Source organism: Heliorestis acidaminivorans (genome assembly GCF_008933955.1).
GTDB lineage: Bacteria > Bacillota > Desulfitobacteriia > Heliobacteriales > Heliobacteriaceae > Heliorestis > Heliorestis acidaminivorans.
The window spans coordinates 1-14,681 of record NZ_WBXO01000015.1 but is presented as its reverse complement, the minus strand read 5'-3'; the positions used below and the strand labels follow the sequence as shown (position 1 = coordinate 14,681).

The following is a 14,681-nucleotide window of genomic DNA, read 5'->3' as shown; positions in this document are numbered from 1 at the left end:
TTTCTTGGCATTTTCATCGCCCTCCCTAAGAGTATTTTATCTCACTCTTAGGTGTTCAACAAATCGGGTACGGGTCAGTGTTAGTAGCTATGTGAGTTGTGGCTCATAACCACCTGGAAAGGTGACTCATTTTAATGACCTTAAAAATAATGAGTAATCAATACTGACCAAATCAGAAATTACTGAACAAGGAATACTGGAAATCAATAACTTCTATATTAAGCCGGTACAGCCATTTCTATGTTCTTTTCAATATTCTCAATATCTTTATCACACTCATTAATTATATAACGAGGAACTAATTGATATTTACAAGGATTTAACTGAAACAGATAATCGTTTTCTATATGAAAAGCCTCGTTTACAAATTTTTTAATTATATCATTCTCGTGATTAGAGTTATCAATAATTCGATATATTTGCAGTTTCTCGTAATTGTTTTGGGACTTCTTGTATAAACGAATTAAGTTTTTTATATCGTTTACTTGGTCAAAATATGTTTTATAATCAACGAACTCGGGAATCCATTCTTTTATTTGAATAATAGCGTTATGTATTTCATCAGTTGTCATTTGACGTTCTGCACCATTTTCTTTATATAATGGTACTTCTCTCTTGTGCAAGAGGTTGGATATCAATTGGTACGCTTCGTTTTTTTGTTTATTAATCTCAAATAAACGTCTGAGATAGACTATTTTGTTAATATCTTCATCAAGAATAACTATATTTTCTTTAGTAATGTCTAAGAATGTCTTAATGTCAGTTTTTAGTATTTCTTTTTCAGTTAAAACTCCATCAATATTTTCTAAGAAAAACGCATTAGGAACAGGATTAAATTTATGAGGTAAGTTATAAATCATATCAATTACTGGTTCAAAATCATGTGTTAACATAATTACTGTTTTATTTCTTAAACTTCTTTGTCCTCTAAATAACATATTTATTATTGCAAACTTCTTATTCTTATCAAATGATGATATTGGATCATCAAGAATTATCAGATCAGGGTCACTTTTAATTGTTTCAAACATAAATAAGACTAGAGCAAATGCGTTTCGTTCTCCGTAGCTTAAATGTACTTTAACATTATCGATGTTCTCTAAATAGTCATTGTGTTTTAATTTAAGTTTATAGGTCCCATTCTGTTCTTCAGTTAAATCAACCTGGTAACTATATCCCGCATACTTTAAAAAGGAATTTATTTCGTTTTTATATATCTTGATCGTCTCTTCAATATGCTTTTTTTGCTTGTTTACTTCACCCTGAAGTTTACCTGCCTTAGCTAAAACATCGTCTAAAGAAGAATTTATAGAATTAATTTTTTGTTCGGTAGAAGTCGTATTTAAATGAGAATAATATTTTAAGTCAATTTTATACTTACTTATCAATTCAATTACTTTGTTAACATCTTTTAAGGTTTTAAATCCAATTGTTTTAATGTCGTATAGTTTTTGCCTTAAATCTTCAGTCTGTTGTTTAATCTCTAATAAGTAACTAATTTGTTCAGGCTTTAAACCATTAACATTCTTAATTATTTCTTTAATATTTTCATTTGTCTTATCTGTAAAGTAGAAACTTAAGCGCTGTAAAACCCCAATTACTTTATTCAGATGTTCTATTACTTTTGAATCATATTCTTTGCTAACTGCCAAGATAGTCTCTTTTTTTCCACTTATTCCCGAGGTGCAATACGGACAATTCTCTGAAATATCAATGTATTCATTTCCTGTCATCTGCCACTTTAACCATTTGACGTTACTATCGTGTTTTATATATTCTTCGTATACTTTAAGGTTTTCCGGTATATTTTCAACTTTGTTACCCTTACCAATACCTTTTCCTAAGCTACCAGCTGCAGAGTACCCTGTTTTAGCTTTCCCAAAACAGTCGATATACTCAGTTAAGTCATTAATTAACAAATCAATTTCTTGACTGTTTACAAAAGTTAGTCTGATTGCACTTATCAATTCATTTATTTGCTTTATACCTTCTTCGTATTTATCAGTTTTGATAAATATCTCAAAACTATTCTTAACCAATTCATCTTGTAGGAAAACATACTGATTGACATAGTTTTCATTAAAAATAGAAATTTTATTTATATTATTAAGACCCTCTATTTCAGGATTGAATTCCTTATGATTACGATACTTAAAAGGTTTCAATTGTAAAAGCGTATCTGAAGAGCTTGTACTATCACTTATTTTTGCAACTACTGCGTTCGCTAGAGTTGTTTTTCCTGTGCCATTTATCGCATATTTTATATTTAAGCAATTTTCTTTAATTTGAATAGACCCACTATCGATGCTATTACAATACTTAATATCAAGTTTCATCAGATTTCCCCCTCAATAAAAATACTATTGGGAGTATCTAAGTGCGACTATATTCTACTAAGTGACCCAGCAATAGCCATTAAAAATCTGCATTACAATTTTTGTTTCGACTCCCTCTTCCATTATAGCCCATTATTTGTAACCTTGCAGCATTTTTTTTGACAATTTTCGTCTTACTCATGTCATGCCTGCTTACGACACGTTCAGCACCCATTGGTTTTATATTGTCGTGTGTCGACAGATGAACAAGCCAAAGAAGGCGTGGCCCTTGATGAGTAAAGGACACGCCTAAAAGCCTATTGTGTTGCTATGGGTTGGAAAGTAGAGATTGAAGTAGTTATTTACGATAGTTACTCGGCAATAAGACATGGATTGACCAGGACCATAGAGACTGCTCTCTCAAGAGAAGCCGTTCAATAAAATAGAAAAAGCTGTATTTGGCAAGTAAAAAATGCATAAAACGGCATCTAAAAATGTACCACTTGCCAACCTAATTTACTTTTGAATGAGTGACTCTTTATAGCGGTGACTATCACCATTAAACATAATCAAATGCGAATGGTGGATGAGTCTATCAATCACCGCCTCTGTTAGAATAGGATCGCCAAAGACATGATTCCATTGTCCAAATTGTAGATTCGTGGTAATAATAATACTCTTCGTCTCATAACACATGGAAATCACTTGGAACAATAATTCTGCCCCTTGTTTGTGTAACGGAATATATCCTAATTCATCTAAAATCAGAAGATCCAGCTTTTCAATTTGCTTAAAAAGTCGGTTCAAGGTTCCTTTTTCATTGGCCTCTAATAGGCGGTTTACCAAAGATGCCACTGTATAGAACTTGATGGACTTGCCATACTTTTGTATGGCATTTAGCCCAATTAACGTTGCTAAAAAGGTTTTTCCTGTTCCTACACCCCCATAAAAAATGAGATTTTCCTGCTGTTCCATGAATGTTCCTTGTAACAGATAATCCTGTGTAAGACCCTGGCTTAGAATAATGTCCTTCCATATAAAAGGATTGTTGCTCACTTTCGGCAATGTAGCCTGAGTAAGCAATAAATTTATCTTGCGTTCTTCACGCTGTTGGATTTCCTTTTCAAACAATCGAAGTATGTATTCCTCATTCGATGTTGCTTCTATTTCATGATAATGCTCTCTGATCCAGCTTAGTTTCAAGCGTTTGGCATACTCTTGGATACGCACATTCAATTCAGGTCAGCTCCTTTCAGGAGCTGGTCATAGTGTGCTAGACCTCTCACTGCTTCTGGCATGTTTGGTATAGTCTTTTTGGGTTGTATGTTTTGTCTTATACCTCTGCCATTTAAGAGCTGGTAGAATACTTGTTTAATAGATTCAACAGAAGGGTGTCCATGTTCAGATGCAATGGTAAGGGCCTCTATAATTTTTGCGAAACCGTAGTCCTTTAAAACGGTTGCTAGCAACTTGAGAGCTTCTTGTTTTTCTATGACTGTACAGGATTCAAAATAGGTCTGCCATTCTGTTGGTAACTGGTCATAAAATGTAGTATATTTAAGTGCCAAAGGACGTTTGGCCATTAAATTCAAGTAGGGTTGCCACTTCATCGATTTTCTGTATTGACCATATAAACGCGAATGACTTACTACCAATTGATGATCATCCGTAAGTATGTCTACTTTGTTATAGGTAAGTCTAATTAACACTTTGTCTGATGCAAACCTTGGAGAAGTGGAATACAAATTATTATCTACCTTGACATAGCCATATTTATCGGCCTTTGAGTTTCATATCTCACACATTGATATTCCTTAGCCGGCAAAACAAGGCAGGCCTCTCTATCTTCTTCAAATAGTTCAGATATACGTGTTTTCTTTTCATAATGCTCGCGTTCCCGATCCTCTTCAGCGAGTTTCCACAATTCCTTATTCAGTTCATCTAGATCCATCACATGAGGACCGGGGAGAAGAAAGTTATTTCTTATGTACTTTACCATCGCCTCCACATGGCCTTTTTCATTTCCACTATTTGGGTTACAAAATTCACACTTAAACCCGTAATGAAGAACGATGTTCTGGAACTCTTCTGTTAACTGCCGTTCCCCATTTGGCAATATCTTTTTCACTGCAGCTGAGAGATTATCGAAGCGAATGGTTTTTGGAACGCCTCCCATATGGTGAAATATGCGTTTCAAGCCTTCTAGAAAACATTCTTTGTTCTGCGAAGGAAACACCTGAAAGTAAAAGCCATTGCTATAGGGATAGGATAACACCAAAAAGGGTAAAACCATTTCTTCTCCTTGGTAGGTGAAAGGAGCTTCTCCAAAATCTACTTGTGCAGAACCTGGCATACTCTCTAGTGGTAGAGCTGCATCATCGGCTTCGTTTAACAATTCTTTTTTACGTTTAGATACATAGTTCCTTACGGTTCGATCTGACCCTTTAAATTGATAATCCTTCTTTAATATCTCCCACATTCTCTTAGCTGTACGACGAAACTTTTTCTTTCGTTTCAGGTCCTCTAATATCCACTTATCTAAGATATCTTTTACTGAGTCCACCATGACCGTTGATATCCTAGTTTGCTTAGGTTTTGCCTCTGGGCTGAAATCTTCCTTCTCTGCATACTTTTTTACTGTACGAGGATCTATTTCCATGCGTTTTGCAATCTGTGAATAACTGCAATCTTTTTTTATGTGCTAATTCTCTGATATAATTAATCTCGGCCATTGCCAACATCTCCTTGATTACCTCCTGCACGACTTTGTCACAACAGGAAGTGTAAGAGTATTTAAGGAATGTTGGCAAGTGGTCTTTTTTATTTATGCACAGTCTCCAGTGGGTCTGCACAAATTAAATGCCATACCCTACATTTTTATAATGCCATAAACAAAAGCCAATCCTTGAGATCACTTCCGTCATTCTATTAATAAGTTTCTGGCAATTCTAAAATCCAATTAATCCAACCAGAAATTGTTGAAGCTCGTCTTCTATATGTCGAGTCAGAGTTTATGTTATACAAGTTACAACTTCGCATAATTTGAACAACTCTATCTCTTTCTGGAGGAGCTCCAACTTGTAAATATTCAATCATTACTTGTCGGAATGGCTCGTGAGAAAGGATACGACTTGCTAAACTGAGGAATTTCCCCTTTGTTGTTTTTCTCATTATTTCTCTTCCAGCGTTGGTTAATCTGAAATGAGCAAGCCTTGAAGGAGGAACATTATATCTTTCAATTAAGCCGAGATACATTCCAGCGGTTGTATAGTAACCTGTTTGCCGAACATCAAAGTTGTAATTCCTTGTTATTTGTTCAGCGGTTAAATCGTTCTCAACAAGTAAGCCCAGCAAGTCAACAACCCTTGTAAATGAGTCGGCTTGGGGAAATGGAATTTGCGGCTCGCCCACAATTTGAGTTGTATCCAGAACATGAAGAACATCCTCAAGTTGAATATCCTCGTGAGCAATAATATAGTCCCTTTGCTCGATAAGTCTTAATGAGTTATATCTCATTGGGTCTGTAAATTCATAAATGAAGAAACTGAAAATATCGTTGGAGTATGTAAAGAAAACTGGCTTTACTTCCTTATGAGTCTTCTCTCGCCATAGACGATAAGGGTAATAAAGCTGTCTAATCAAAAAGTCGTCAACCGTCTCATTTTTGGCTTCAACAATCATAAACTGAGAAGGGCTTTCGTATCCTCCATCAATTTCAACTTGTGAGTTTCTAATGTTAATTTTCCTCTCATTTCCGTTTGCCGTTCTTATCCTGAAATCAAATTCCCTTGAAGACATTCTCCCAGAAATGGTCTGGAAAGCTTGCTCTCCGAGAACGTCTTCTATCATGCCAGTAATGTGAGCACAATGGAGAGCCGAGGTTTCAGAATAAAGGTTTGTCGGGTCGATCGTTGAAATATCTTGAGGAAAATCAACTTGAATCGGTCTTAGTTTTTGGTTGTAATTAACCCTTTCATAAACCTCAAATTGTCCAATAATATAGCTGGAACGAGAAAGCGGTAAAATAGAAAGGTTATGCTGTTTAAATAAAGTCGGAAGATTACTGTAATGGTCAAACTTTGCCATTAGCCTCGGTTCTCTTACAGCCCTAATTTGTCTGGCATCTATTTCAAAAAAACCATTGCTTTCTATTTCTTGCAAGATATTATGCCGTTCAAACAACGTTTCCCAAGCGTTATCAGTTAAGCTCATAATTTCTCACCAACACTTCATCAACTTTACCTCTGCCAGAAGCTTTTGAATTAATGTTTCGACTTGCTGAGACTATTTCAATATGAAAACCTTCATATAATTCCTTGATGAAGTCCGTTGCTGAGTTGCTCAAGAGAACATTACAACCTCGCTTGTCTAAATCAACGAAAGTATATCCAAGCCTTCTTTGGTCTTCCTTGTTAAATCCGTTTAAACTGTAACCTGTAAAGGAGGACGTATCAGAAACAGGGTCGTATGGAGGATCAAGATAAATAAAATCGCCCTTTTTGGCTGTCTCCAAGACTTCCTCAAAGTCTTTATTATAAACGGTTACGTTATTTGTACTTAAATAGTTATGAACCGCTCTAATTATTATCTCATTAACAATCTGAGGGTTTTTATACTTACCAAAAGGAACATTGAATTGCCCTTGGCTGTTTACTCGGAAAAGACCATTGAAGCAAGTCTTATTCAAGTAAATCACTCGGGAAGCTCTCTCCACAGGAGATAAGCTTTTGTATTCTTTTTGTCGGTCAAGATCTCGAATTGCATAAAAATATTCAGGGGTATTCTCGTGCTTTTTCAAGTCTTCAATTAACTCGTCAGCATTATCTCTTATGATATTGTAAATATTAACCAACTCAACGTTTATGTCATTTATTATTGCGTTCTTTGGTTGAATATCGAACAAGACAGCTCCAGCTCCTATGAATGGCTCATAGTAGGTTTTTATTTTCTTTGGAATATATTTACGAATTTCAGGAAGCAACTGACGCTTTCCTCCAGCCCATTTCAAAAAAGGCTGGGCTAATTTGTTCTTAGTCATACTTTAACCTTTAACCTCGCTCCTGCTGAAAACTTCTATAAAATGCACAAACAAATTACCTATTTTATCATATCATTTTCAACAAAACTATTAAATGATTAAATCGTCAAGTTAAAGGAACAGTTCAGATTTCAAAAAAAAAAGAGCCAGCTCAGAATTAAGCCAACTCATTTTGACTTATCTTAATTCCCCCATTACTTCAAGTCTTCCTACTACTTTTGATCGATACTTTAGGTCTATCTTCTTTTTGGTGTTAGAATTGATTGCAAAAAGTGGGTTATTCAAATTGTTATTAGAGAGCACTGAAAAGGTTTTCTATTTTTTCTAATATTCTCAATTCATGTTTTGAAGAAAAATACAAAAGAAAGAAGGAATTCCAAGAAATATGTAGTATAATTATAACAATGGAATTTGTTACATGCAATTTATTGGAGTGATAATCGTGGGGATTTTAATCACAGCATTGCACAGGAATTGTATGAAAAAGTTTTTCCTAAATTAAGAAACGACAAGATTTCTTTGTTTCTAATTGGTGCTAGTTTAAATAACTCAAACAGTTTACGTCGGCAACTCCGCGATGAATTTATGTGTCAACGCGACTTTTCAAAGAATTATAATATTTTTTATAGAAGATGTTTTCTCAGATTTGCTTTATAATACAAAGCTTAATTTTACTAAGTCTAGAAAATCTTTTAGCCTCAAGTGTCCACGCTGTGGTGATTTGCTTAGAAAGTCAAGGTGCAATAGCTGAATTAGGGGCATTTACTAATCATAAGGAGTTAATAAAAAAATCGTATTAATTGTATACAAAAAGTGTTAAGGGCAAAACCAGTAATACAGGACATTATTGAAAGTGAAAGTTTTTTCCTAAATACAAAAAAACACGAATTTTAGGACCTAGGCAACAGAAAAAGATTACTGGTCCTGTAATTAGGAATCAAGGAGTAGGTATCGGAAAAAAACAAAAAAATTATAAAGTCGGCGATATTTAACTTGAACAAGAAGTCACTGCCAGTAGAAGAATCAATAAAATTACAACCTTGGCTAGATGGTTGGATGGCCTATATGAAAGGTATAGATCCCGAATCGTATATTCACCTATTGCAATATAAGACGAAGATTGAAAATAAAGAAGTAGCTTCAACAGAAGATTAATTATTATTTAACCGTCAATGTGAGAATGGATTTGTTCTCAGTTGGCTATTAGTTACTTCAATAAATATATAATTATCACGACCAGTCAATTCGTTCACTGCAGTCACCTAATCGTTGAGGCTGGACGAGTATAATTGATCGTAGTTTATATTAAGCGCCTATTCCGGTTTGTTTGAGCCACCCTTTCGGAAGCTGAGCCACTAACGGGAAAGTGCATTATTTACAGCAGTCGCACAAACACCGCCGCCTGGATTGTCCATCCGAGCCAGCCGTCGTAAATGGCAAGGGGCTCCGCCCGCCTCTTCGAGGCCCATTGACAGACGCCAGTCTCGAACGGGTACGGCACTTAGGCGGTGTTAGTAGCTTTGTGTGTTGTGGCTCAAAACCGCCGGAAAGGTGGCTCATTTTTTCCGGAGAAGTGGCTCACCTACCACCGGAATAGTGGCTCTCTGGAACCGTAATATGTAAATTACAAAAAAACTCACAGTATTTTCAATATTCCCGTGTAAAATATTACAATTAAGTAATTGCTATTCGGAATGAGGATATATTGATATAAAAATATAGAGAGGATGGTATATCAATGGCAAAAGTAATTAGCATGATAAACTGGAAAGGAGGCGTTGGAAAAACAACTCTGACGCTTCATATTGGTATTGGACTTAATAGAGCTACAAGAGGTAGGATTCTTTTAGTAGACTTGGACCCTCAATGTAATTTATCTTTTTTAGCATTAGGCGTTGAAGATTACGTTAACAAAGTCTACAAACAGAAAACTCCTACATTAAAGTCAATATTTGATGGCTATTTCAATGATTCTAAAATTTCTGCAAATGATGTTATTTTAACGAAATCCGTAAACAGGTCTCCTGGAATAGTTTATAGTAACGTAGATATTATGTTATCCCATCAAGAGTTAGTGCTTCTTGATCTGACACTAGCTAGAAGTCGAAAAGCTGGAAGAGATCATAAAGAAGAAACAAGAAATGAAATCGAAAAACTAGCTATTCTCAATAGAGTTCTTTCGCAAATAAAAGACATGTATGAATACATATTATTGGATTGTCCGCCCAACGTTAATCTTGTAACACAAAACGCGTTTTATGCGAGTGATTACTATGTTGTACCAGCAATTCCAGACTTTTTATCTACAACTGGTATTTCCTTGATTAAAGACTATATGAAAGGTTTTAATAAAGACTTTAATGGCATGCATAGTTATGCTGGTATTGAAGAAATCTACAACGAAACTAAATTTGGTGGTATTATCTTCAATATGGTTGATGAACGAAATGGAGGGCCTAAACAAACGCATGCGGAGGCATTTAAGTCTGTAAGTTTGCAACATCCAGGAGATGTATTTAAAAAGTACGTTACGGATGGAGATGGAATCTCTGTTGCTGCTTCTGTGAACTTGCCAGTTTATGCACACTCGTATTTACCGCGATCTAACCCTAATGCAAAAAAACAATCTGAATATTTAACTGATTTAGTAGATGAATTTATTAAAAAAATAGTGTGAGGTAATTACATGAATACTTCAGAAGTTTCCAAAATACTGCGAAAAACTGCAGATATTCTTGACTTATTTGGAGATATTCCTTTACAAGAGGCTTTAGACGATATATATCGGACTATTGATAGAAAAAAGTCTAATACTAAAAAAGAAATAAGAGCTAAAGAAGAGGAAGCTAATAATAGCATTCTTATCACAGATGAACTAATATTACAGATGTCAGAAATGAAAAATGATGAATTATCAAATTTTTTAAAAAATCATAAAATTTTTAACTCAAAGAGTGGTCTTTTATCTTTAGCGGAAAAACTCTCGTTACAATTATCAGCCCGAAACAACATTGAAACTTTAGCTCATAGTATACTGAAACACTTTGAACGGCTACGACTCGATACTATGATACAAAACGAAAGAAATAATTAGGTAACCTAAGCACCTCCAGTAACCACCTGCGAGGTCTCTTTTCTTATAGGGCGAGACTTAGTAAGTATTTAAGCACCTTCACGAACGTAAGGTTGGGCTTCCTACTGGCACCTCCGCATCATGCGTGAAATGGAGATGACGGAAAATGACGCTTGGGAGTTTGCCAAAATGCACGCCCAGGTTGTTCAGCCATCACGTATGTCCATCAACCCTTACTATCTGGGTTTGAAAATGTTTGAAGATATTGAGAAACGCTATGGTCGTGACAAGATCTTTGAAGTACGAGAAACAGAAACAGACCAGTCTTTCCTGCGTAATTATCTCACCAAAGAGCTGGTCGAAGATCTAGACCTTTACATCTACAAAAAAGTAGGCAATCAGTGGCAGGTAGTAGAAAAGGATTGGGAAAAGGTAAGGGATCAAATGGTGGAGAAAATGACCAACTGTGGCTTTCCGACTATTTTTGTAGAAGATGGTGACTATAACCGCTCGGGTGAACTTTTTTTACGTCATGCCTACGAAAGTGTGGAGCTAGATATCCTTTACTTAGAGAAGACTTTGCCTCATGTCTATACCTTTTGGCAGAAGGCTGTGCATCTTGAGACTGTGATTGACAGTAAGAAAGTTTTGTTTACTTATAATGGGGAGAAGGTTATTCGGAAGTATCTTTGAACCATGGATAAAATACCTTAACCTGGTATCTAACGGGAAAGTTGGACCCTGCTGACTGTTTAGACTTAGACCATAAGCGCAAAAAAAGGTCAGAGGTTAAAATATTTTTAACCTCTGACCTTTTACAGTAGAGTACGTAATACTATCTAAATATTAACAACCTCATTTAGCAATTCTGATGCTTTTTGATGAGTGATACCTTTTACTAACTGAACTTCACTAGTTAAAATTTCACGAGCGTTATCTAGCATATTCTTATCTGCAAAACCTAGTTTTTTATTATTATTTAATCGAACTAAGTCGCGGATGACCTCTGCTCCTTCGTAGATGTTACCACTTTTCATTTTGTTTAAATAATGTCGGTTTCTTTGAGTTGCCTTGATGGTTGCATCTGTTTCTCCGTCGTGAAGTGTGTTGAGTACGTTATCCAAAACGTTTTGCTCAACAACAGGCCGTACTCCCAACTTCTCAACGTTATTACAAGGGAACATCACTTGCATGTTATTATGATGGATATTTACGATATAATAAGTTTGACTTTTCCCCAGAACTTCTTTTTCTTCAATAGCATGGACAACACATGCACCATACATTGGATACAAGATTTTTTCGCCGATTTGAAACATGAAGCCACCTCCTCATATTCTTATGTATATTATAGCACATAATTTTATAAAAAATTTAATTTTATCAAAAAAAAAATTAAGTGTCAAGATTTTATTGGGTTTATTTTTTGAAACAGTTACTTAAAAGCATTGTCAGCATTCATAGAAACCTCTGAACAAATAGAAAAAAAGCTCACCGATTAAGGTGAGCTTCGTATTTATTGAGATATTACCAGCGGTTATTGCGAGGCTGGGGTTGAAAGCAGTCACGACAGTAAACTGGCTTGTCACCACGGGGCTCGAAAGGAACCGTTGTTTCAACACCGCAAGAAGAACAGGTTACTGGATACATTTGACGTTCTTGACGGTATCCGCCTCTGTTATTGTTGTTGTTTTGAGCTTTGCGAGCTGCACGGCACTGAGGGCAGCGGCCTGGCTCGTTAGTAAAACCTTTTTCTGCGTAGAATTCCTGCTCAGAAGCAGTAAACTCGAATTCGGCAGAACAATCTTTACAGGATAAAACTTTGTCTTGAAACATAAAAAAACCTCCTCATAATTTGCCCTTTCTAGGGAAATCCGTCTAACCTCCCTAGCCATTGGCAAATGAGAAGAATAGCGTTTCACCGAATAAGGACTACTTGGAAAGTATACACGAAAATGGTTACTTGTGCAAGGTATTGGAAAATATTTTTTCAATATTATCAGACATCCCGTGGCAAAACTGTTATTCATAGTAAGACCAATAGGGGAGGGACGGTAATGTTTTAGCCCATACTTCTATTAGCTTACCCCCAAAAAAAAATCTCAAACATATTAAATTGCTAACATTATGGGAAAACTATCAAATTTGATCACGACCATTTTTGGAGACTTGAAGCTTCAAGCTTATAAGTTAGTCTATATTTTTTTATAATATGAAATAGGATATCGGTGAGTTAACGGAGAAGATAAAGGCAGTGACTACAGTTTGTGGTTTAGTTGGTGTTGATATTCCACAGCTTCTGTCGACACATGAGGAAAAATTAAGGAGAAAAAAATGAAAATTGAACAAATTCAAGAGCGGTTGGAACAATTACGAGCTACTACACCTATTATCTCAGGTATGAAGTATGAGTATGAGTTAATCGAAGAAAATCAGAGAGTTAATCTGTACATAGAGAACGATCACTATTCGTACACCATCTCAGCAGAAGAAAATCTTCTATGCGGCTATGCAATGAGATATGATTATCTTACTTTTGATTTTCCAGAAGGGGAATTAAATGAAGAAACATGGACTAAAATCATTAATGAGATTACTTCTTTTGAGGAAGAAGTGTAAATACTAAAGGGTAGCAGGATGGATATATAATAGCATTAAAAGGTTTTGGGGAGATAAAATGCTTACCATGGATGAATTCAAAATTGTAAAAGTGATCCCAACGGAAGACTTTCTTAAAGCTCAAAAAAAGGTCACAGGTTAAAATCTTTTTAACCTGTGGCCTTTTTCATTGGTATTATATAGATAAGTTAAGGATGGTGAGAGAAGGTTGAAAGTAATAACTAAGATTTTTTTAATGATAGGTACTGCCATGTTAATCCTTTTTATAATATTGTACATTCAGTATCGTAATGACATAAATCATGCACATCAAAGGGTACTGGCAGGGAGTGAATTACTCTTAACAAACGAAGGTGAAATCGAGTATGCAGTCGAGGGTGAAGGGACTCCTGTTCTTTTGATTCATGGGGCAGGAGGTGGTTATGACCAAGGCCTTCTTATGGGCAAAACATTTCTTGGCGATGGTTTTCAGTACATTTCCGTATCCCGTTTTGGTTATCTACGCTCTCCCTTTTTGGCAGAATCCACAGTAGAAAATCAAGCTATTCTTTATGATCTACTTCTTGAGCATTTGGAAATTGACAAAGCAATCATTTTCGGTGTATCAGCTGGAGGCCCCTCAGCATTGCAATTTGCACATGACTTTCCTGACCGGAGTAGCGCTCTGGTTCTAGTGTCAGCTGTATCTATGTTCATGGGAGATGAAGTACCAATAAGCACAAAAGTCATAAACTTCATCCAAAGATATGACTTTACTTATTGGCTAGTACTGAATCTATTCAAAGCTCAATTTTTAGATATGATAGGAATTTCAAAGCAGACATATAGCCTTCTAAGCCCTGATGACCAAAAACATGTTGACGCATTGTTGGAGTTTATGCATCCAATGAGCTATCGTTTACCAGGGACTATACATGAAGCCACGATCAGACCACTGACTGGTGAATCCATGAAAAGAATAAAAATTCCTACTATCGTGGTTCATGCCAAAGATGATGTCTTAGTAACATATGAACATGCAGAGTTTATTCAAAAAAACATGAAGCACGCTGAATTACTTTCCTTTAAAAGAGGAGGTCATGGACTGATATCTGAATTGAAGACAATTAATAAGCGGATAAAAGATTTTTTAGAAAGGAATATTCCAAAAGAACAGTCTGTGACGGATATTTATTTTAATTTTTCGTGAAAGCAAGGAAAAAATTGAAGGTTACATACAGTGAGAGGAATAATGATAAACGATGAAGACCAAGCTCAACTATAACCCAAGGCTTTTGCAAATACTTACCAATAAAAAAGAAGAAGAAATCCCAGTAAAACCGGGAATCGCCTTGCTGCCTAGTAATTATAAAAAGATAATCCTTGACAATATAGAGGACATAATTGGAGATGAGGTCTTCCCGCTTTATTGGACACCACTAAGTGTGGATTTCTCGGTCTTTCGTAGAATTACATAAAGTATCTTTATTCGACGTCGTCACCGCCACCCGAAGGGTCTCATACAGCCAGTCGCCAGTCAAGGGCTAGGGCTTCGCCGTCGCCTTCGGCGACCCTTGACAGTCGCCTTTCTGTATGAAGGATGCATCAATTAGGCGGTCGACGACAGGGTCTGCGTTTTTGCTTTTCCCTTGCTACT

At 35.8% G+C, this 14,681-nt stretch carries 14 protein-coding genes and 2 pseudogenes; 7 read left to right on the top strand and 9 right to left on the bottom strand.

All coding sequences use genetic code 11. The annotated features are described in order from the left end of the window. Window positions 1–218: 218 nt before the first annotated feature. From F9B85_RS13530 to F9B85_RS13505, 7 genes and pseudogenes are all read right to left on the bottom strand, one after another. Entirely contained in the window at window positions 219–2,336 is a 2,118-nt protein-coding gene (locus tag F9B85_RS13530; protein ID WP_151621758.1) for an AAA family ATPase, read from the bottom strand. 495 nt (window positions 2,337–2,831) lie between these two features. Then, the gene (gene istB, locus F9B85_RS13520; protein WP_243138237.1) at window positions 2,832–3,545 is read right to left on the bottom strand and encodes an IS21-like element helper ATPase IstB; all 714 of its coding nucleotides are present in this window, start codon (window positions 3,543–3,545) and stop codon (window positions 2,832–2,834) included. Window positions 3,546–3,547: 2 nt separating this feature from the next. Next, on the bottom strand, window positions 3,548–3,907 hold the full coding sequence (locus F9B85_RS14665) for a hypothetical protein (protein WP_207707131.1): 360 nt from the start codon (window positions 3,905–3,907) through the stop codon (window positions 3,548–3,550). A gap of 87 nt (window positions 3,908–3,994) precedes the next feature. Then, window positions 3,995–4,060, bottom strand: a pseudogene (locus tag F9B85_RS15075) (hypothetical protein); the annotation flags it as partial. An 8-nt stretch (window positions 4,061–4,068) separates the two neighbouring features. Next, complete coding sequence (gene istA, locus F9B85_RS14660; RefSeq protein ID WP_279237796.1) at window positions 4,069–5,013, bottom strand: IS21 family transposase; 945 nt, start codon at window positions 5,011–5,013, stop codon at window positions 4,069–4,071. Between the two features lie 230 nt (window positions 5,014–5,243). Further along, window positions 5,244–6,527: a type II restriction enzyme gene (locus tag F9B85_RS13510; protein WP_151621756.1), complete on the bottom strand. Its 1,284-nt coding sequence runs from the start codon at window positions 6,525–6,527 to the stop codon at window positions 5,244–5,246. Next, on the bottom strand, window positions 6,514–7,353 hold the full coding sequence (locus tag F9B85_RS13505; RefSeq protein WP_151621755.1) for a DNA adenine methylase: 840 nt from the start codon (window positions 7,351–7,353) through the stop codon (window positions 6,514–6,516). Before F9B85_RS13505 ends, F9B85_RS13510 begins: the two co-directional genes overlap by 14 nt. Before the next feature lie 993 nt (window positions 7,354–8,346). Here F9B85_RS13505 and F9B85_RS14495 point away from each other — a divergent pair. The 4 genes and pseudogenes from F9B85_RS14495 to F9B85_RS13490 form a co-directional block, all read left to right on the top strand. Then, window positions 8,347–8,508, top strand: coding sequence for a hypothetical protein (locus F9B85_RS14495; RefSeq protein ID WP_170270552.1), 162 nt, complete (start codon window positions 8,347–8,349; stop codon window positions 8,506–8,508). Window positions 8,509–9,091: 583 nt separating this feature from the next. After that, complete coding sequence (locus F9B85_RS13500) at window positions 9,092–10,030, top strand: ParA family protein (RefSeq protein WP_151621754.1); 939 nt, start codon at window positions 9,092–9,094, stop codon at window positions 10,028–10,030. 9 nt (window positions 10,031–10,039) lie between these two features. Further along, window positions 10,040–10,447, top strand: coding sequence for a hypothetical protein (locus tag F9B85_RS13495; RefSeq protein WP_151621753.1), 408 nt, complete (start codon window positions 10,040–10,042; stop codon window positions 10,445–10,447). Between the two features lie 90 nt (window positions 10,448–10,537). Further along, window positions 10,538–11,119: pseudogene (locus F9B85_RS13490) on the top strand (SpoVR family protein); the annotation flags it as partial. Between the two features lie 146 nt (window positions 11,120–11,265). Here the strand turns inward: F9B85_RS13490 and F9B85_RS13485 are convergent. Both F9B85_RS13485 and F9B85_RS13480 read right to left on the bottom strand, forming a co-directional pair. After that, window positions 11,266–11,745, bottom strand: a complete 480-nt coding sequence (locus tag F9B85_RS13485) for a CarD family transcriptional regulator (protein ID WP_151621751.1) — start codon at window positions 11,743–11,745, stop codon at window positions 11,266–11,268. Window positions 11,746–11,953: 208 nt separating this feature from the next. Continuing rightward, complete coding sequence (locus F9B85_RS13480; protein WP_151621750.1) at window positions 11,954–12,262, bottom strand: zinc-ribbon domain containing protein; 309 nt, start codon at window positions 12,260–12,262, stop codon at window positions 11,954–11,956. A 498-nt stretch (window positions 12,263–12,760) separates the two neighbouring features. On the opposite strand from F9B85_RS13480, the gene F9B85_RS13475 reads away from it, so the two are divergent. From F9B85_RS13475 to F9B85_RS13465, 3 genes are all read left to right on the top strand, one after another. Beyond that, window positions 12,761–13,045 (top strand): hypothetical protein, encoded by a 285-nt coding sequence (locus F9B85_RS13475; protein WP_151621749.1) that lies wholly within the window; start codon window positions 12,761–12,763, stop codon window positions 13,043–13,045. A gap of 208 nt (window positions 13,046–13,253) precedes the next feature. Further along, window positions 13,254–14,234 carry an alpha/beta fold hydrolase gene (locus F9B85_RS13470; protein WP_151621748.1) on the top strand — a complete coding sequence of 327 codons (981 nt, stop codon included), beginning with the start codon at window positions 13,254–13,256 and terminating at the stop codon, window positions 14,232–14,234. A gap of 52 nt (window positions 14,235–14,286) precedes the next feature. Then, on the top strand, window positions 14,287–14,502 hold the full coding sequence (locus tag F9B85_RS13465) for a hypothetical protein (RefSeq protein WP_151621747.1): 216 nt from the start codon (window positions 14,287–14,289) through the stop codon (window positions 14,500–14,502). The last annotated feature ends 179 nt before the right edge of the window (window positions 14,503–14,681 follow it).

What these genes read in the sequence shown, in the direction of transcription:
- F9B85_RS13530 (WP_151621758.1), bottom strand. Translation starts at nt 2,336, where the DNA reads ATGAAACTTGATATTAAGTATTGTAATAGCATCGATAGTGGGTCTATT.
- F9B85_RS13510 (WP_151621756.1), bottom strand. Translation starts at nt 6,527, where the DNA reads ATGAGCTTAACTGATAACGCTTGGGAAACGTTGTTTGAACGGCATAAT.
- F9B85_RS13505 (WP_151621755.1), bottom strand. Translation starts at nt 7,353, where the DNA reads ATGACTAAGAACAAATTAGCCCAGCCTTTTTTGAAATGGGCTGGAGGA.
- F9B85_RS13500 (WP_151621754.1), top strand. Translation starts at nt 9,092, where the DNA reads ATGGCAAAAGTAATTAGCATGATAAACTGGAAAGGAGGCGTTGGAAAA.
- F9B85_RS13495 (WP_151621753.1), top strand. Translation starts at nt 10,040, where the DNA reads ATGAATACTTCAGAAGTTTCCAAAATACTGCGAAAAACTGCAGATATT.
- F9B85_RS13485 (WP_151621751.1), bottom strand. Translation starts at nt 11,745, where the DNA reads ATGTTTCAAATCGGCGAAAAAATCTTGTATCCAATGTATGGTGCATGT.
- F9B85_RS13480 (WP_151621750.1), bottom strand. Translation starts at nt 12,262, where the DNA reads ATGTTTCAAGACAAAGTTTTATCCTGTAAAGATTGTTCTGCCGAATTC.
- F9B85_RS13475 (WP_151621749.1), top strand. Translation starts at nt 12,761, where the DNA reads ATGAAAATTGAACAAATTCAAGAGCGGTTGGAACAATTACGAGCTACT.
- F9B85_RS13465 (WP_151621747.1), top strand. Translation starts at nt 14,287, where the DNA reads ATGAAGACCAAGCTCAACTATAACCCAAGGCTTTTGCAAATACTTACC.